The sequence below is a fragment of the Deinococcus psychrotolerans genome, from assembly GCF_003860465.1.
Taxonomy (GTDB): Bacteria; Deinococcota; Deinococci; order Deinococcales; family Deinococcaceae; genus Deinococcus; species Deinococcus psychrotolerans.
Genome location: NZ_CP034183.1, coordinates 1147153 through 1162579, shown reverse-complemented (window position 1 = coordinate 1162579; position 15427 = coordinate 1147153). Strand labels below are relative to the sequence as shown.

General features: G+C 61.9%; 18 protein-coding genes. 8 read left to right on the top strand and 10 right to left on the bottom strand.

Annotated elements, in window-relative coordinates; translation table 11 throughout:
• Positions 1 to 19: 19 nt before the first annotated feature.
• Complete coding sequence (locus tag EHF33_RS05700) at positions 20 to 457, bottom strand: hypothetical protein (protein WP_124868686.1); 438 nt, start codon at positions 455 to 457, stop codon at positions 20 to 22.
• Between the two features lie 70 nt (positions 458 to 527).
• On the bottom strand, positions 528 to 998 hold the full coding sequence (locus EHF33_RS05695; protein WP_124868684.1) for an Lrp/AsnC family transcriptional regulator: 471 nt from the start codon (positions 996 to 998) through the stop codon (positions 528 to 530).
• A 147-nt stretch (positions 999 to 1145) separates the two neighbouring features.
• On the opposite strand from EHF33_RS05695, the gene ald reads away from it, so the two are divergent.
• Positions 1146 to 2270, top strand: a complete 1125-nt coding sequence (gene ald, locus EHF33_RS05690; protein WP_124868682.1) for an alanine dehydrogenase — start codon at positions 1146 to 1148, stop codon at positions 2268 to 2270.
• An 89-nt stretch (positions 2271 to 2359) separates the two neighbouring features.
• Here the strand turns inward: ald and EHF33_RS05685 are convergent, their stop codons facing one another.
• The 3 genes from EHF33_RS05685 to EHF33_RS05675 form a co-directional block, all read right to left on the bottom strand.
• On the bottom strand, positions 2360 to 2755 hold the full coding sequence (locus EHF33_RS05685; RefSeq protein ID WP_124868680.1) for a carboxymuconolactone decarboxylase family protein: 396 nt from the start codon (positions 2753 to 2755) through the stop codon (positions 2360 to 2362).
• A 65-nt stretch (positions 2756 to 2820) separates the two neighbouring features.
• Positions 2821 to 3324 carry an OmpH family outer membrane protein gene (locus EHF33_RS05680; protein ID WP_124868678.1) on the bottom strand — a complete coding sequence of 168 codons (504 nt, stop codon included), beginning with the start codon at positions 3322 to 3324 and terminating at the stop codon, positions 2821 to 2823.
• Between the two features lie 150 nt (positions 3325 to 3474).
• Entirely contained in the window at positions 3475 to 3969 is a 495-nt protein-coding gene (locus tag EHF33_RS05675) for an OmpH/Skp family outer membrane protein (RefSeq protein ID WP_124868676.1), read from the bottom strand.
• A 92-nt stretch (positions 3970 to 4061) separates the two neighbouring features.
• Between EHF33_RS05675 and EHF33_RS05670 the strand changes: the two genes are divergently transcribed.
• On the top strand, positions 4062 to 4685 hold the full coding sequence (locus tag EHF33_RS05670) for a CBS domain-containing protein (RefSeq protein WP_124868674.1): 624 nt from the start codon (positions 4062 to 4064) through the stop codon (positions 4683 to 4685).
• A gap of 90 nt (positions 4686 to 4775) precedes the next feature.
• Here EHF33_RS05670 and EHF33_RS05665 read toward each other — a convergent pair whose 3' ends face one another.
• Both EHF33_RS05665 and EHF33_RS05660 read right to left on the bottom strand, forming a co-directional pair.
• Positions 4776 to 5474: a TrmB family transcriptional regulator gene (locus EHF33_RS05665; protein ID WP_124868672.1), complete on the bottom strand. Its 699-nt coding sequence runs from the start codon at positions 5472 to 5474 to the stop codon at positions 4776 to 4778.
• A gap of 151 nt (positions 5475 to 5625) precedes the next feature.
• A complete protein-coding gene (locus tag EHF33_RS05660) occupies positions 5626 to 6939 on the bottom strand; it encodes a S41 family peptidase (RefSeq protein WP_241191278.1) in 1314 nt (437 codons plus the stop codon).
• A gap of 234 nt (positions 6940 to 7173) precedes the next feature.
• Between EHF33_RS05660 and ftsE the strand changes: the two genes are divergently transcribed.
• From ftsE to EHF33_RS05645, 3 genes are read left to right on the top strand one after another with little or no spacing between them, the layout of a single operon-like run.
• Positions 7174 to 7857 (top strand): cell division ATP-binding protein FtsE, encoded by a 684-nt coding sequence (gene ftsE / locus EHF33_RS05655; RefSeq protein WP_124868670.1) that lies wholly within the window; start codon positions 7174 to 7176, stop codon positions 7855 to 7857.
• On the top strand, positions 7854 to 8717 hold the full coding sequence (locus EHF33_RS05650; RefSeq protein WP_124868668.1) for a cell division protein FtsX: 864 nt from the start codon (positions 7854 to 7856) through the stop codon (positions 8715 to 8717). The genes ftsE and EHF33_RS05650 overlap by 4 nt, the downstream gene beginning before the upstream one ends.
• Positions 8714 to 10312 carry a murein hydrolase activator EnvC family protein gene (locus tag EHF33_RS05645; protein WP_124868666.1) on the top strand — a complete coding sequence of 533 codons (1599 nt, stop codon included), beginning with the start codon at positions 8714 to 8716 and terminating at the stop codon, positions 10310 to 10312. Before EHF33_RS05650 ends, EHF33_RS05645 begins: the two co-directional genes overlap by 4 nt.
• 25 nt (positions 10313 to 10337) lie before the next feature.
• Here EHF33_RS05645 and ubiE read toward each other — a convergent pair whose 3' ends face one another.
• On the bottom strand, positions 10338 to 11000 hold the full coding sequence (ubiE, locus tag EHF33_RS05640) for a bifunctional demethylmenaquinone methyltransferase/2-methoxy-6-polyprenyl-1,4-benzoquinol methylase UbiE (RefSeq protein ID WP_241191312.1): 663 nt from the start codon (positions 10998 to 11000) through the stop codon (positions 10338 to 10340).
• 268 nt (positions 11001 to 11268) lie between these two features.
• On the bottom strand, positions 11269 to 11400 hold the full coding sequence (locus EHF33_RS21735; RefSeq protein WP_277425532.1) for a hypothetical protein: 132 nt from the start codon (positions 11398 to 11400) through the stop codon (positions 11269 to 11271).
• A gap of 102 nt (positions 11401 to 11502) precedes the next feature.
• On the opposite strand from EHF33_RS21735, the gene rny reads away from it, so the two are divergent.
• The 3 genes from rny to EHF33_RS05625 all read left to right on the top strand — a co-directional run bounded on the left by rny (position 11503) and on the right by EHF33_RS05625 (position 14398).
• On the top strand, positions 11503 to 13194 hold the full coding sequence (gene rny, locus EHF33_RS05635) for a ribonuclease Y (protein ID WP_124868662.1): 1692 nt from the start codon (positions 11503 to 11505) through the stop codon (positions 13192 to 13194).
• 126 nt (positions 13195 to 13320) lie between these two features.
• Positions 13321 to 13806 (top strand): hypothetical protein, encoded by a 486-nt coding sequence (locus tag EHF33_RS05630; RefSeq protein WP_124868660.1) that lies wholly within the window; start codon positions 13321 to 13323, stop codon positions 13804 to 13806.
• 40 nt (positions 13807 to 13846) lie between these two features.
• Positions 13847 to 14398 carry a hypothetical protein gene (locus tag EHF33_RS05625; RefSeq protein ID WP_124868658.1) on the top strand — a complete coding sequence of 184 codons (552 nt, stop codon included), beginning with the start codon at positions 13847 to 13849 and terminating at the stop codon, positions 14396 to 14398.
• Between the two features lie 33 nt (positions 14399 to 14431).
• Here EHF33_RS05625 and EHF33_RS21860 read toward each other — a convergent pair whose 3' ends face one another.
• Entirely contained in the window at positions 14432 to 15289 is an 858-nt protein-coding gene (locus tag EHF33_RS21860; protein ID WP_420889957.1) for a S41 family peptidase, read from the bottom strand.
• Positions 15290 to 15427: the final 138 nt, after the last annotated feature.

Below are 15427 nucleotides of genomic sequence, written 5' to 3'. Positions count from 1 at the left end.
CCGCTGCTCCTCCACAGTTTCAGTCGGCGGTTTCAGGGTAGCGCGTGACGACCAAACCGATGCGCAGCTTGGCCATCAACACCAGCAATTCCGGCGGAAAATAACTGGTTTGGGTTTCATCTTTTTTCCAGTGCAGCGGGCAGTCTTCGATACCGAAATCCAGCAAAATCGCTTCCACGCCCGGGCAATCGGCCAGCGCCGAGAGGGCCGCTTCGTGCCGCCGCAGGAAAAAAGTCGCGTCGCTGACTTGCTGCGCTGTCTTGCGGAACGAGGCTGCACTGGCCAGCGCCGCGAAGCCGGATTGCCCGTGCTTTGGGGAGGCTGCCTCGGTTTCGTCGGCGGATTTGGCGCTGATCCGGTCGCCGCGCCGCCAGACTTTCAGCGGTGAAAATCGGCTGCGCCGCAAAAAAGCGTCGACTTCAAATTCGGCTCCAACAGCCCTCAAGACACATGACACGCCCAGCAGTGTAGCGCCGAACATCTGCCACAACCCTGACTGGAGCAGACATCTCGGGCTTGTCTCTCGGTCAGTCTAAGGGCAAACTGGTCGTGCTCTTTTCATGCTTGACGATGATGGTGCTGTTGGTGTTTCTGACGCCCGGAATGGCCGCCAGCACGTCCACCAAAAAGCGCTGGTAAGCGTCCAGATCCGGTACGCAGACTTTTAAGAGAAAGTCGCTCTCGCCCAAGCAGAGGTAGCATTCCAGCACTTCGGGGCGGCGGCTCATGTGTTCGGCAAACGTCTGAAAGCCGGGCTTGGTTTGCTTGTCGAGGCTGACATTCACGAATACCGTCAAATCGCGGCCGACTTTTTTGGGGTCAAGCAGGGCCACGTAGCGCCGGATGATGCCTTCTTCCTCCAGCCTGCGTACCCGCCGCAGCGTGGGCGCGGGCGTCAGGCCCACCTCGTCGGCGAGTTCGGTGTTGGCGATGCGCCCGTCGCGCTGCAAAATACCCAAAATGCGGCGGTCTACGGCGTCGAGTTCGACTTGAGACATTTTTGAAGTCTAGCGCTTATTTTGGCGCAATGATATTGCCAGAACGTCTGATTTCTGGGCTATCTTCGGCAATCTTCGGAGCGCTGAGAAGATTAGTATAAGGGCGCATTCAAGTCGAAATCTGTAGAGCCACTGCTAAGGAGCGTCATGAAAATAGGTCTTCCCAAGGAAATTAAGGTTAAAGAAAACCGCGTGGCCCTCACCCCCGGCGGCGTGGGCATGCTGGTGCGGCGCGGCCACCAGGTCACCGTGGAGCGCGGCGCGGGCGTGGGCAGCGGTATCCAAGACCAAGACTACCGTGATGCGGGCGCGGAACTCGGCAGCGCGGCTGAAGCGTGGGCCGCCGAGATGGTGGTCAAAGTCAAGGAGCCAATTGAAGCCGAGTACGGCTACCTGCGCCCCGATTTGCTGCTGTTTACATACCTGCACCTTGCCGCTGACCGCGCCCTCACCGAAGCGCTGCTGTCTTCCGGCACCACCGGAATCGCTTATGAAACTGTGCAGAGCAGCGACGGCAGCTTGCCGCTGCTGACGCCGATGAGCGAAGTCGCCGGACGCCTCAGCGTTCAGGCTGGAGCCTACCACCTCCAAAAGCCGCAGGGCGGGCGCGGCGTGTTGCTCGGCGGCGTGCCGGGCGTGCAGGCGGGCCACGTGGTCATCATCGGCGGCGGCGTGGTTGGCACCAACGCGGCCAAAATGGCGATGGGACTCGGCGCGAAAGTCACCATTTTGGATGTCTCGCACCGCCGCCTAACCTACTTAGACGACGTGTTCTTCGGCAAACTCACCACCATGATGAGCAGTGAAGCCAATATCCGCGCCCTGCTGCCCGAAACCGATTTGCTGATCGGCGGGGTGCTGATTCCCGGTGCCCGCGCTCCGCACCTCGTCACCCGCGACATGTTGCCGCTGATGCAAGAAGGCAGCGTCATTGTGGACGTGGCCGTCGATCAGGGCGGCTGTGTGGAAACCATTCGCCCCACCACTTACGACGATCCGGTGTACTTGGTAGAAGGCATCATTCACTACGGCGTGGCCAACATGCCCGGCGGCGTGCCGCGCACCAGCACCTTCGCGCTGACCAACCAGACTTTGCCGTTTGCGCTGCAACTGGCCGATCACGGCGTGAGTGCGCTGCTGGGCAACGAAGCCCTGAAAAAAGGCCTGAACACCATGAACGGCAAGCTGACTTTTCAGGGCGTGGCCGACGCGTTGGAATTGCCGTACACCCCACCGGAAGACGCGCTGCGGATGCCGGCCAACTCGGCTTGATTCTTTTTTAAATCCTCCGACTTTTTCTTCTAAATCGTTTTCATAAACCGTGCGCCGCCCAATTTTACGGGCGGCGCACGGTTGCCTTCTCATTCTTTTTGTTTTTCCAGCAAGCTCTGGAGCTGTCCGAAAGCGGCCACCACACGCGGAAAGCCCAGGTACGGAATCATAAACAGCAGCGCTTCACGCACTTCGGTTTCACTCGCCCCGGCCCGCAACGCGCCGCGCAGATGGGTTTTGAGTTCGCTCTGTGCGCCCAGACCAATCAGCAGGGAGCAGGCCAGCAGCTCTTTGGTCTTGAGATCGAGTCCGGCCCGCTGATACACCGTGTCGTAGGCAAATTCGCGGACATAGCGGGCCAAGTCGGGATCGAGCCCCTCTAAACGCTCCTGAATGCGGTCGTGCTGCTCACCGAAGATGAGGTGCCGGGCCAATGGAATGCCAGTTTCGAGCGTTTCAAGTTCCGTTTGATCCGGTTCAGTCATACCGTCAGTATAAAAAACGCCCCGCCTTCCAGCAAAAAAGGAAGGCGGGCGAGCGAAGAACGCCTCTATTTTTTGAGTGCTTTTTGAGCTGCCGCTGTCAGGTCTGTGGTTTGGCTGTTGGCATAGATGATGACGCCGCTGGCCGCCGCCTTACGCTTATCGAGCACCACCGTGTAGCCCTGCGCTTTGGCCGCCGCCGCCACCGCCGCGTTCACCGCCGGGGCAATCGGGGCGAAGGCTTTTTGGCGCTGAGCATCGTAGGTTTTGCTGGCGGTTTGGTAAGTGGTTTGGGCTTTGCTGAGCGCCTGCACATCGGCGGCGCTGGCTTTGCCGCTGCTGATCTTGTTTTGCAGCGTTTGAATGGTCTTGACCTGAATCGCCAGGGCCGAGTCGGCTTTTTTGTTGATGGCCGTAAAATCCGCGCTGCCTTTGCTGCTGGCAATCACTTGCTGCACGTCAACCAGCCCCAACTTGCCCGCTTTGATGGTGGCCGCGCCCGCCAGTCCGGTAATGAGGACGGCGGCCAGCATGGTGGTTTGTTTGGCGCTCAAATTCAACTCTACCTTCACGTCTCATCTCCCTGCTCTGAATAGTGGATAGAAAGCTCAGCAACTTCTCCACCCAAAAGGCGGCTCAAACACTGTTTGTCGGGCCGCCCTTTGGGTGGTTGGAACATTAAAGTGCTGAATGGAAGTCGAACCCGGCTGGGCTGCGCGGCCTTACTTCTTGGCGACTATGGTCTTGACCGCGTCGGTCAAATCGGTGCTGGGATCGGCGAAAACCACCAAGCCCTGAGCCGTCGCCGCGTCCATCACCACGGCCACGCCGTTGGCTTTGGCAGCCGTGCTCACGGCGGTGTCGACCGCTTCGGTAATGGGCTTGACTTTAACCTGAATTTGGTTGTCGTAGTCTTTGGCTTTGCTGCTGATGGTGGCGCTGAGCTGGGCCAGCTTGTCTTTGTCGGCGGCGCTGATTTTGCTTCCCTGGGCCTGAAGCGCCTGAATCTGGTCGCTCAGCGGCTTGAGTTCGGCGTCGGCCTTGGCTTTGAGCGCCACTACGGCGGCGTTATCGGGGTGGGCCTTGAGGACTTGCGACACATCGACAAAAGCGATTTTTTGCGGCGCAGTTTGGGCGTGGGGCGTGAGGCTGCCGAGAGCGAAACCGCCGACAAGGAGGGCGGGAGCGAGCAGACTGAGCTTGAGGGTGCGCTTCATGAACAGCAAGCTAGCATGGTCATTTTTGAGCTTCGTGAAGGTGTTAGTCAGCCCAGCGTCACTCGATCGGCCCGCCCTCTAGAATGCTGGGTATGTTGGTGCGCGATTGGATGACCCCCGACCCCTTCACCGTGCTGCCCACCACCCCGGTGATGGAAGCCCTCAATTCGCTGAGCCAGCGCGGCTTTCGGCGGCTGCCGGTGGTGGATGAAAGCGGCGGTCTGATCGGCATCACCACCCGCAAAGACCTCAGGGACGCGGTGCCCAGCAAGGCCGCCACCCTCAGCATTTGGGAGATCAATTTTTTGCTCAGCAAACTGACGGTAGGCGAGATGATGGCCAAGCCCGTTTTGACGGCCCAAGTCGGCGAATATATGGAAGACGCCGCCCTGCGGATGCGTCAGTGCGGCGTCGGCGGCTTGCCCGTCTTGGACGACCGGCAGCGGCTGTGCGGCATCCTGACGGTGGGCGACGTGCTCGAGGCCTTTACTCACACGCTCGGCCAAGACGAAGGCGGTCAGCGGCTGTATTTGCGCTTACCGGACGTGCCCGGCAGTTTGGAGCAGGCTGCCCGGGCGGTGCAGCCCAGCAACATCATCTCGCTGGCCACCAGTGGAGCCGCACAGGGCCAGCGCGAATTTGTGATGCGGGTGGTGGGTGAAGCAGCCAGCAGTGCGGGCCAGCGCCTGCGGGATGCAGGCTTTGAGGTGGAGTGAGGGCCGCAGCTTGTGGGACAATGGCGAGGTCAATTGATCTCGCCATTGTCTTACACTGCCCATCCATCAAACGCTGTATTCAATTGAGGTTTATTCTTTTTGTACGTCCTTACTCTTTTTTGCCCGCCCCTGATGCTGCTCTGCCAGATGCACGTAGCCTTCGATCAAATGCACGATCACCGGATTATGGGTGTGAACGCCGTGCGCCTCACCGATTTCGCCGTCTTCAATGAAGTGGGCGATGATGGCCGCTTCACCGTCGCGGGCCAGCAAGAAGGCGCTCTGCCCGGCAGCGGCCACGCTCGGCAGGCCCACCAGTGACGCTTGACTGACCTTGACACCGCGCGGAGTCAGGCGCTCTAAACGCTCCAGCAGCGCCGCGCTGCCCGCCATGATGACGCTGGCGCGGGCGTTGAGGGTCAGGTCTTCGCAGATGGCGGTAATCGCCGCTTCGCCGTAGAGGTGATAGACCGCTTCGGGGGCGGGGTCGGGCGCGAGGCGCGAGAGGTCGCGGTCGAGTGCGCCGAGCCGGTCATCAAACGAGCGGCGGGCGCGGGCCAGATACTCGCGGGCCGAGAGGGGCGCGTATTCCAGCGGGTTTTGCCCGACTTTGGTGGCCAGGCCGCGCCCTTCTAAGCGCTCCAAGGTTTCGTAAATCTTGGGCCTCGGAATACCGGCCTGCCGGGCCACGCGGGCAGGCACCGCCCGGCCAAGCGCCAGCAGCGCAGTGTAGGCGCGGGCCTCGTATTCGGTCAGGCCCAACGCTTGCAAGTGAATAACGGCGCTCATGTGCCGCTCAGTGTACGTGATTTTGCGCCGCACAGCAGCGGGCCGCTCAAAATGAAGCGCCGCCCCGTGATGTGGGGGCGGCGCTTATTGCTGGGCTGAGCTTGATGGAGAGGAAAAGAGCCAAATAAAGATTTTCTCTGGGCTCTCTTCTTTACTTAAACTGCTTGAGTGCCGCTGCCAGTTCGGCATCCTTGGCCGGATCGACCACCGCCACGCCCTGATCGGCGCTGCGGGTCTGCGGAGCAGGCGGGGCGATGTAGGTAAACTTGCCGTCTTTGTCGGCCACCACGTCCACCGGCTTGCCGCTGACATTCAGCGTCAGCTTGGTGCCGGCCTTGACGCCACTGCCAGTAAAGTTGAGCGGAATGGGGCGGCGGTTGTCGTCCACTTTGATGTCCGGCGTGATGCCTTTTTTCTGAATCTGGCGGCCATTGGGGGTCAGCCACTCGTTGGCCACGATCCTGACCTCCGCGCCGTTGACCAGTTGCACCGGGGTCTGGGCCACGCCCTTGCCGAAGCTGGTTTCACCGACGATGGTGGCCCGCTTGGTGTCCTGCAAGGCTCCGGCCACGATCTCACTGGCCGAGGCGCTGTTTTTGTTGATCAGCAGCACCAGTTGGCCGGTGTAATCGGTGGACTGGGCCTTGGCCGTGTCGTAGACGGTGGTTTTGCCTTTGCTGTCACGCAGCGAGACAATCGGGCCTTTTTGCAGGAACTGGTCGGCCACGAACACGCCCGACGAGAGCAGCCCGCCGCCGTTGTCGCGCAAATCGAGAATCAGTTTCTTGACGCCTTTTTTATTCATGCTCTGCACCGCTGCCGAGAACTGCTCGTTGACCTTCTCGCTGAAAAAGGTGTTGAGCGCGATGTAGCCGACGTTGTTCGGCAGCATGGTCTGCTCCACGCTGATAATCGTGACCGGCTGACGCTCCAGCGCCACGGCGTAAGTGGATTTGCCGCGCCCGAAGGTGATGTTGACTTTGGTGCCCTTTTCGCCGCGTACCAGCCTGACCACATCGTTGAGGCTCATGGCCGTCACGTCTTTGTCGCCAATTTTGAGGAAGATGTCGCCGGTCTGCACCCCGCCCTGAATGGCCGATCCGGTTTTGAAGACGGTATCAACTTTGGCTCCGGTGCCGTCGGTGTTGGCGGCCGTCAGCTGAATGCCGATCCCAAAAAACTCGCCGCTGAGGTTTTCCTGACTGGTCTTGTTGTCCTGCGGCTCTTCGTAGTAGGTAAATTCATCGTTCAGCGAGGCGATCATGCCTTTGATGGCTCCGCTCATCAGTTTGCCGTCGTCCAGCGGCCTGAGATACAGCTGGTGGAGTGCGCCAAACAGTTGCACGAAGGCTTTGCCGTCGGTGGTTTTGGTAATGTCGGCGGTGGTGTAGGTCGCAAACTGCGCGTAGCCCACGGCGGCGGTGGCGGCAAGTGCGCCTGAGACGAGTAAAATTCGTTTTCTCACCCACTCAGCATAGCGGCGGCAGGTGAAGTTTGGCTAAGCTAAAGGTGACATTGATGCTGGGTTTGGAGGGGCTCTGTAGCCTGCACTGGTATTGGCGGCGCGGCTGCCCGGCGCTCTCATGAGCCGCGTTTCGGTCACATTCATCTGCTCTTAAGCTATGCTGGGCGCGTTTATGATCCTTCCTCCACTCAAGTGCTTCACGCCTGACTTCACCGCTGGGCGGCCCGTTTTCCGATGATTGAATTTCGCAGCGTCAGTTTGGAATACCCCGTGACCCGCACGCTGGCGCTCGACGACGTGCACCTGTTTGTGGGCAAAGGTGAGTTCGTCTATCTGGTCGGGCAAAGCGGCGCGGGCAAGAGCAGCTTTATGAACCTGATTATCAAGCGCCATTTGCCCACACGCGGCGAGGTCTTGGTGGCGGGCGAGGCCCTCAACCGCTACAAGGGCGGGCGTACCTCCACCCTGCGCCGCCGTATCGGGATGGTCTTCCAAGACAATTTGCTGCTGCCGCATCTGAGCGCCCAAGACAACGTGGCGTTCGCCCTGCGCGTCACCGGAGTGCCGAGGCGCGAGTGGGCCACGCGGGTCGGCGGAGCGCTCAGGACGGTGGGTCTTGAACACAAAAAGCACGCCCTGCCGGTGCAACTCTCGCAAGGTGAGCAGCAGCGCGTCGCGATTGCCCGCGCCATTGTCGGCGACCCGCCGCTGCTCTTGGCCGACGAGCCCACCGGCAACCTCGACCCCGACAACAGCCGTGAAGTGCTCAAGGTCTTGCAAAATGTCAATTTGCGCGGCACGACGGTGCTGGTCGCCACCCACGCCCGCGACCTCGTGGAAACTTTTCGCCACCGCACCCTGACCCTGCGCAGAGGCAAACTGGTGCGTGACGACCCTTACGGCGGCTACGCGCTATGAGCTTTCATTTGCGCGAGGCCCTGCTGCAAATGCGCGGCAACTTCACCGCCACCCTCTCCACCCTGATCACCATGACCCTGACGCTGCTGATGCTGGGCTTCGTGGTGCTGCTGACCCTCAACGTCGACCGCACGCTGGCACAGCTCGAATCGCAAGTGGAAATCGCCGCCTTCCTGAGTGACGGAGCCGACACCGCCGCGCTGACCAAAGCCGTGCGCGATCAGCCGCAAGTCACCGAGGTGCAGCTCGTCAGCAAAGCCAAAGTGCTGAGCGAAATGAGCCGCGACTACCCGTATGCGGAGGAAGCCGCGACGCTGGCGGGCAATCCATTTCCCGATACCTTGCGGCTCCGGGTTGCCCGAGTCGAAGACTCGCGGGCGGTGGCCGAGCAAGTTCGCGCTCTGCCGGGGGTCGTGGACGTGGAATACGGCGCGGGTTACGTGGATCAAACGGTCAAGACGCTCAGCGCCGTGCGCGGGGCTGGATACACCTTGGTGGGCCTGCTGCTGATCGGTACCCTTTTCAATATCCTCAGCGCCGTGCGGGTCGCCATCTATGCCCGCCGCAGCGAAATCTTCGTGATGCGCCTCTTGGGAGCCACCCGCGCTTTCATCCGCGCTCCGCACTTGATCGAGGGCGTGCTGCTGGGCTTGCTGGCGGGCCTAATCGCCTCGGCGCTGCTGGCCCCCAGCTACTTGCAACTTTCTCTGCGGGTGCAGGAGCTGGTGCCGGTGCTGCCGATCATCACCGATCTGCCCACCGTTTCGCCGGTGCTGATCGGCCTGCTGCTGCTGGGCGTGCTGGTCGGGCTGGCAGGCAGCGTGTTTGCCACGCAGCGCTACCTGCGGGAATTGGAATGAGCAACCGGCCCGCCGCCTTTGCTGCGCTGCTGACTGGCTTGGTTTTGGTCCAAGCTGGGCTGAGTCAGGGCACGGCAAAGAACAGTCCGGCGGCGAAAAACAGCCTCGGTTCGCCTGCTGCTGTCCAGCCGTCACCGCTACTCTCTGTCCAGCCGCTGCCTACCCTGCCCGATCCCTACAACTTGGGCCTGTCCACCACCAGCCAAAAGTTGCAGCGTCTTCAGCAGCAGCTTTCCGGCCAAAAGCAGCTCAGCGCCGATCAGAAAAAGCAGCTCGAAAGCCTGCGCCAAAACATCGCCTCGCTCAGCGCTCAGCAAAAAGACGTGCTGGGCCAAATTGACCGCCTAGAAAACCAAATCGCGGGGCTGCAAAACCAGAAACTCAAGCTGGAACAAACCATCCGGGCGGCCATTGCTGACTTGACGCAAACCAAAACGCAGGTTTCGCGGACTTCTGGGCAGGTGGCCCGCTTGCAAGCCGATGTGCGCCAGCTCCTTGAGCTGCTTTACCGCGAGCGCAGCGGCCAGTATTTGCGTTTGATCAACCAAGCCAACAGCTTGTCAGATCTGGTGATTCGCGCCCGTTACGCCAATATGAGCGGCCAGCACAACGTGGCAGTAATTGAAGAACTCAGAAGCCAGCGCCTGAGCCTGCAAGCCCAGCAAGCCCAGCAAACCGCCCAAACCGCCCAACTGCAAGATTTACGCGCTCAGCAACTCGCTCAGCTCACCAAGTTGCGTGACGCCCGGAACCAGCAGCAAGCTCTGGTGGCGCGGCTGCAACAAACGCAGGCGGGCAAGCAGGCGCTGGCGCTGCAAACGCAGGCCCAACAAGCCCTCACCGCCCAGAGCATCAACAGTTTGGTGGGCAACATCGTCTCGGAGCGCAGCCGCATCGAGCAAGATCGGCGGCGGCGCATCGAAGCCGAGCGCGTGCGCCGCGCCGAGGAGCTGCGCCGCATCCGTGAAGCGCAGGAACGTGCCCGTCAGGAAGCCGCCCGCCTCGCCGCTATCCGTGAAGCCCAGAGGCAAGAAGCCCTGCGCCAAGCTGCTCTCCAGCGTGCCCAGGCCCAAGCGGCGGCGCAGGCCTCAGCCGCCGCCGAGCAGCGGGCCAGTCAGCAGCGGGCGGCGGCCAACGCGCAGGAGCAAGCCAGCCTGCGAACCCGGGCCAGCCAGATTCAGGCGCAGCAGCAGCAGGCCAGTATTGAACTCGCGCCGCTGCCGCCCGCCAGTGGGCCGCTGGGCTTTCCGCTTCCGGGCGGGGTCGTGGTGGCCAACTTCTCCGCCTCGGTGCCGTGGACAGTCATCAGCGCTCCGGAAGGCAGTCAGGCGGTGGCGGCGCAGGGCGGCAACGTGCTGGCCGTTACCAATTACGCCAGCCTCGGCTGGGTGGTGCTGATCGAGCACAGTGCCAGCTTGGCCACCGCTTACATCGGCCTCGACGCTCCCAGCGTGGACGTTGGCGCGAGGGTCGTGCGCGGGCAAGCACTGGGCACCATCGGCGGATCGCCGGTTTTCGGCGCGGGCCGGATGGCCTTTCAGGTCAACCGCATCGCCGCAGACAACAGCCGTCAGGCCGTGCCGCCAACGTTCTGAAAAAGTTTACGCCTGGATTCTCCGCTCAGCTTTTTGTGCCCACATGGATGGCCGCGATGCCCCCGCTGAGCAGGCGGTAGTGTACCCGGAAGCCGGTGGCATGCATCAGCCGCGCCAAGTGGGGCGGGTCGGGAAAAGCCAGTACGCTTTCGGGCAAGTAGGTGTACGCGCCGCCGTTGCCGCTGACCACTGCTCCGATGCGCGGCAAGATGTGCTGGAAGTAAAAGCGGAAAGCCGATCCGAACAGCCCCTCGGCAGGTGGCGGAAACTCCAGAATCACCAATCTGCCGCCGGGCTTAAGAACCCGCCAAAACTCCGCGAGGCCGCGCTGATAATCGGCGAAGTTGCGGAAGCCGAAGGCGCAGGTCAGGCTCTCGAAGCTGGCATCGGGGTAGGGGAGATGGAGAGCGTCACCTTCCTCAAAGTGGATCTCGAGGTGCTGGCTGCCCGCTTTTTTGCGTCCGATCTCCAGCATTTGCGGCACGAAATCTGAGGCGATCACCTCGGTGTGCGGCGAGCGGCGCTTGAGCTCCAAGGCGAAGTCGCCGGTTCCGGTGGCCACGTCGAGCAGCCGCGCCGGACGGAGCAGCAAAGCCTCGCTGGCCGCCGCCCGCCGCCAGCTTTTGTCGACGCCCAAACTCAGCACGCGGTTGAGCAGGTCGTAGCGCGGAGCGATGTCGGCAAACATCCGCTGCACGTCGGCGGCTTTGTCCTGCTTGTCACCGACAAGGGGGATTTCGGTGTTCGGGCGGTTGGGGCGTAAGCGGGCCGCAGCGAAGTCGGAGTCAGCAGGCGTCATGGCCGCATGATAGCGGGCGGCCACCGGGCAGCACCGGCTGATCTACAGCAAAGCCCGGTTCGTGTGCAAGTTGTGTAACGCTCGGCGGGGGGGCAGCCTCAATCCGTACTAGACTGCTCTCTGAGTCCGGTTCCCTTTTTCTTTGGACTCGCTTTTCTCAAACCAGTTTAAGGCGCTCTTTGCCGGAGCTGACCGCTTGTTCAGGGAAGGCAGCAGTGAGAAGCGCCGCAGGAATGTCTTCGGTGGGTTTGTCCACTTCGCCGCTCAAATTTCGCTTCTTTCCACTCATGACTTCGTTAAAAGAGGGGTCGGTGGGCCGCGCAGTTGAATGCAGGAGGAAGGCCGAAAAACCCGCCGCAAGGCAGCAAGGCAAAATCCCAAAGGAGCCAGTATGACCTTGATGTATGTCATTCTCGGTGTCTTGGTGGGTTTGTTTGGCGGCTACGTGATTGGATTTCCGCGTGGTCGGCAGCAGCGTCAGGCGCTTGATAACAGCGCCGTGCAAGAAGCCAAGGTAGAGGCCGAGCGCGTTCGCAGCGCGACACTGGCCGAAACCGGACGCCTGCGCCAAGACGCCGAGGCCGAGGCCGCCCGCAGCCGACAAGACGCCGAGCGCCAGCGCAGCGACGCCAGCAAAGACGCCAGCAAACTCGTTCAAGACGCCTCTGACCGCGCCGCGCAGATGGTGGCTCAGGCCACGACCCAGCGCGATCAACTCATTCAGGACGCCGCCCGCGAGCGTGAAAGCCTCAAAGTCGAGCGGGCCGACACCCGCCGCGAGCGCGAGGACTTGGGCCGCGAAATCGAGCGGCTCAACCGCCGCGCCGAGCAACTCGACGCACGCGGCGACAAACTCGATCAGCACGAAGAGCGGCTCGAACACCACCAGCAGCGCCTCGACGCCGACGAAGCGGCCCTCCAAGACAAAATCAGGCACGCCGAGCTCAAGCTCTACGAGGTCGCGGGTCTCAGCGAGGAGCAGGCCAGAGAGCAAATTCTCACGCACCTCGACGCAGAGTTGGAAGAAGAAAAAGCCATCCGGGTCAAGGCCATGACCGAGCGGGCCAGCTTGGACGCCAAGCGCACCGCCCGCCACGTCATCGCGCAGGCCATTCAGCGCAGCGCCTCCGAGACTTCGGCGGCCATGAGCGTCAGTGTGGTGCCGATTCCGTCAGACGCCATGAAGGGCCGCATCATCGGGCGCGAAGGACGCAATATTCGCGCCTTTGAAAGTCTGACCGGCGTAGACCTGATCATTGACGACACCCCCGAAGCGGTGATTCTCAGTTCGTTCAACCCGGTGCGCCGCGAAGTCGCCAAGCACGTCCTCGAAGGCTTGGTGCAAGACGGGCGGATTCACCCGACCCGTATTGAAGAGATGGTGCATAAAGCTCAAGATGAAATGAAAGCCTTTATTCACACCCAAGGCGAAGAAGCGGCCATCGAAGCGGGTGTGGTCGGCCTCAAGCCCGGCATCATGCAGCTGCTCGGGCGGATGTATTTCCGCACCAGTTATGGCCAGAATGTGCTGAAGCACTCGGTGCAGGTGGCGCACCTGACCGGCATCATGGCTGCCGAGCTGGGCTTAGACGCGGCCCTGGCCCGCCGCGCCGGACTGATGCACGATGTGGGCAAAAGCATCGACCGCGAGATCGAGGGCACCCACGTCGAGATCGGCGTCAACTTGGGTCGCCGATTCTCGGAGCCTTTGGAAGTCATCGACGCGATTGCCCACCACCACGACCCGGAAAACGGCGAGACGCTTTATTCGGTGCTCGTCGCCGCCGCCGACGCCATCAGCGCGGCCCGGCCCGGTGCGAGGCGCGAGGAGTTGGAGAGCTACATCAAGCGGCTTGAAGCCTTGGAGCAGATCGCCGTGTCGTTTCCCGGAGTCAATTCCGCCTACGCCATTCAAGCTGGGCGTGAGGTGCGCGTGATCGTCGAACCAGACCGCGTGTCGGATGCCCAAGCCGTCTTGCTGGCCCGCGAGATTGCCGGGCGGGTCGAGCAGGATATGGAATATCCAGGTCAAGTTCAGGTGACGGTGGTCAGAGAATTGCGGGCCACTGAGTACGCCAAATAAGCTCAAAATAAATGAGCTTGACCAGCAGAGCCTGCCACCTCGGTAGGCTCTTTTGCTGCGTTGGACTTATTTATTTTGAGTATCGCACTCATCATACTCAAGTGAGTATCTTGCTACTCTAAAGGCGTGCTGAGCCAAGAGGAGAAGCGGCAAATTCTAGCGGAGGAAACGGCCTTGGCTGACGCCGAGCGGTCTGAGCAGCGGCGCGTGGCCCACCAGCAAGCACAGGCGGCTTACCGCGCCGAAGTGCGGGCGGCTCAGCGGGCAGGGCCGACGCGCTGGGGCTGGCTGCTGGCGGGGCTGGTCGTGTGGGCGGGAGCATCAGCAGTCTTCTTGGTCTTTCGGCAACCCGCTGCCCCCGATGATCTGTCGGGCGGCGTCGCCTCCAGCGCCTTGATTGAGCGCTGCAAACACGAGTTGCTCAACCAACTCGGCCAACTCGCCGCCCAGTTTCCCGCCGACGCCGAAGCAGCCCAGCAAATCACCGCCAACACCGACGGCAAACGCTGGGACGGCTGGGTGGAGTCCAGCTCCAATTTCTCTGGCCGCGCCGAGTTCAGTTGTCAGTACAACCCACCCACCGACACGGTAGAAGCCCAAATCATTCGCTAGCAGTTAGCCACAGTCCACTTTCTGAACACCGAGGAGTGCCATGAATAAACCCGCTCGTCTTTGGCTGGCCCCGTTGCTGCTCACGCTCCTGCCTAACTCGGCCCAAGCCGCCACCTTCACGGTGCCCCGCGAAAAAATCAGCTTGGTGTGTACCGACAGCTATTTCAAGGCAATTCGGGTGGATTTCGTGCTGCCCGACGAACAGTACAGCCAGTGTAAATTGCTGCTGCCGCTGGCGCTGCGTGAGCGCTGGCCGGGCCGCAGAACTTTTTTTGTGATTCCCCGCGTCTCGGCCAGTTTGTTTGTCAAGGAAGCGGGCGTGAAGGACGGCGGCAAAACCCAGTGGCTGCCGCTCGCGCCGCTGGTCAATCCTGGCGCTGACCCGCTGCATTTGGCCGTGGATTCAAAAGGCTACGGCCACCTCGAATTGGTGGCCAAGTTCGGCAAGCTCTCCAATCTGGCCGGTGAGAAGGTGCCTGATACCCTCGGCGCAGGCGGCAAGCTGACCGTCTGCGCCGCGCCCATCTACGCGGGTGAAGCGGCCTGCGCCACCTTTGATCTCACCGCCCGTTTCAAAGTCTACAAGCGCTGAACTGCCCAACCACTGCCCAAATACTCCTCTTACTCAGTTGCTGGTAGTGGTGTCGGTATCATTGCCCGCAACCAGCACCGGGGCGGTTTTGATGGTCTGGGCGGCGGCACTAAGCAAGGTATCGCTGCCTCTACTCAGCGCCGTGAGATCAGTGCTGCCGCTCACATCAGGCTTGACCCGCACTGGATACGGCGTGCCGTCGGGCTTGGTGTAGTTGAGGATGGTCAGTTGCAGGCCCGCGCCGCTGCCCAAAGGAAAAACGCGGGTGGCGGTGTTGCCCACGCCCGCCGTCGCTTCACCGATGATGGTGGCCCGCTTGGCGTACTGCATCTCGTAAGCAAAAAATTCGCTGCACGACGCGCTGCCGCTGTCGACCATCACGGTCAGCGGGCCAGTCCACAGCGCCGGACTCTGCACGCTGCTGCGGATGCGGCCGTCGTCTAGGCGTGCTCCGCCGCGCACCACCGTGCGGCTCGAACCCTGCGCCAGCTTGGCGAGGCGGGTAAAGGTCGGGACGAAGGCGCTCACCGAGCCGTCGCACTCACTGAGGTCGCCTCCAGTGTTGCCGCGCAAATCCACGATGATTCCGGCTGCTTTTTTGGCCTGCGCCGCCCGCACCTCGTCGTGAACGGTCTGGGCCACGTTGCCGCCCGACAAAAAGGTGGGAATTCTCAGCAGGGCGATCTGGCCGCTTTGGCCTTCTGGAGCGGGCAGGTAGCTCAGGCGCGGCAAATCGCGTGAGCTGCTTTCACGCGAGGTCAGCGTAACGGTCACCGGCTGGCCCAGCCGCTCCAGGTTCAGGGTGGTCGGCTTGCCCGCTTCCTTGGCGGCTTTCAGGCCCGCGAAGGTGTACGGCTGACCGTCGATGGTCTTGAGCACGTCGCCGCGCATCAGGCCCGCGTCCTGGCTGGCGCTGCCAGGAATCACGTCCAGCACCAAGCGGCTCTCGCCGTCGAGGGTGGCCAGACGCACCCCGAACTGCAAGCGGTTGCCGCCGGTCGCGCTGGTCACGAAGTCACCGAAGTCTTC

Coding starts and splice junctions, on each gene's coding strand:
- EHF33_RS21735 (WP_277425532.1), bottom strand. CDS start 11,400: ATGAGTGGAAAGAAGCGAAATTTGAGCGGCGAAGTGGACAAACCCACC.
- rny (WP_124868662.1), top strand. CDS start 11,503: ATGACCTTGATGTATGTCATTCTCGGTGTCTTGGTGGGTTTGTTTGGC.
- EHF33_RS05650 (WP_124868668.1), top strand. CDS start 7,854: ATGAGCTTTCATTTGCGCGAGGCCCTGCTGCAAATGCGCGGCAACTTC.
- EHF33_RS05675 (WP_124868676.1), bottom strand. CDS start 3,969: ATGAAGCGCACCCTCAAGCTCAGTCTGCTCGCTCCCGCCCTCCTTGTC.
- EHF33_RS05670 (WP_124868674.1), top strand. CDS start 4,062: ATGTTGGTGCGCGATTGGATGACCCCCGACCCCTTCACCGTGCTGCCC.
- EHF33_RS05625 (WP_124868658.1), top strand. CDS start 13,847: ATGAATAAACCCGCTCGTCTTTGGCTGGCCCCGTTGCTGCTCACGCTC.
- EHF33_RS05665 (WP_124868672.1), bottom strand. CDS start 5,474: ATGAGCGCCGTTATTCACTTGCAAGCGTTGGGCCTGACCGAATACGAG.
- EHF33_RS05695 (WP_124868684.1), bottom strand. CDS start 998: ATGTCTCAAGTCGAACTCGACGCCGTAGACCGCCGCATTTTGGGTATT.
- EHF33_RS05645 (WP_124868666.1), top strand. CDS start 8,714: ATGAGCAACCGGCCCGCCGCCTTTGCTGCGCTGCTGACTGGCTTGGTT.
- EHF33_RS05685 (WP_124868680.1), bottom strand. CDS start 2,755: ATGACTGAACCGGATCAAACGGAACTTGAAACGCTCGAAACTGGCATT.
- ald (WP_124868682.1), top strand. CDS start 1,146: ATGAAAATAGGTCTTCCCAAGGAAATTAAGGTTAAAGAAAACCGCGTG.
- EHF33_RS21860 (WP_420889957.1), bottom strand. CDS start 15,289: ATGCGCGGCGACGTGCTCAAGACCATCGACGGTCAGCCGTACACCTTC.
- ubiE (WP_241191312.1), bottom strand. CDS start 11,000: ATGTTTGCCGACATCGCTCCGCGCTACGACCTGCTCAACCGCGTGCTG.
- ftsE (WP_124868670.1), top strand. CDS start 7,174: ATGATTGAATTTCGCAGCGTCAGTTTGGAATACCCCGTGACCCGCACG.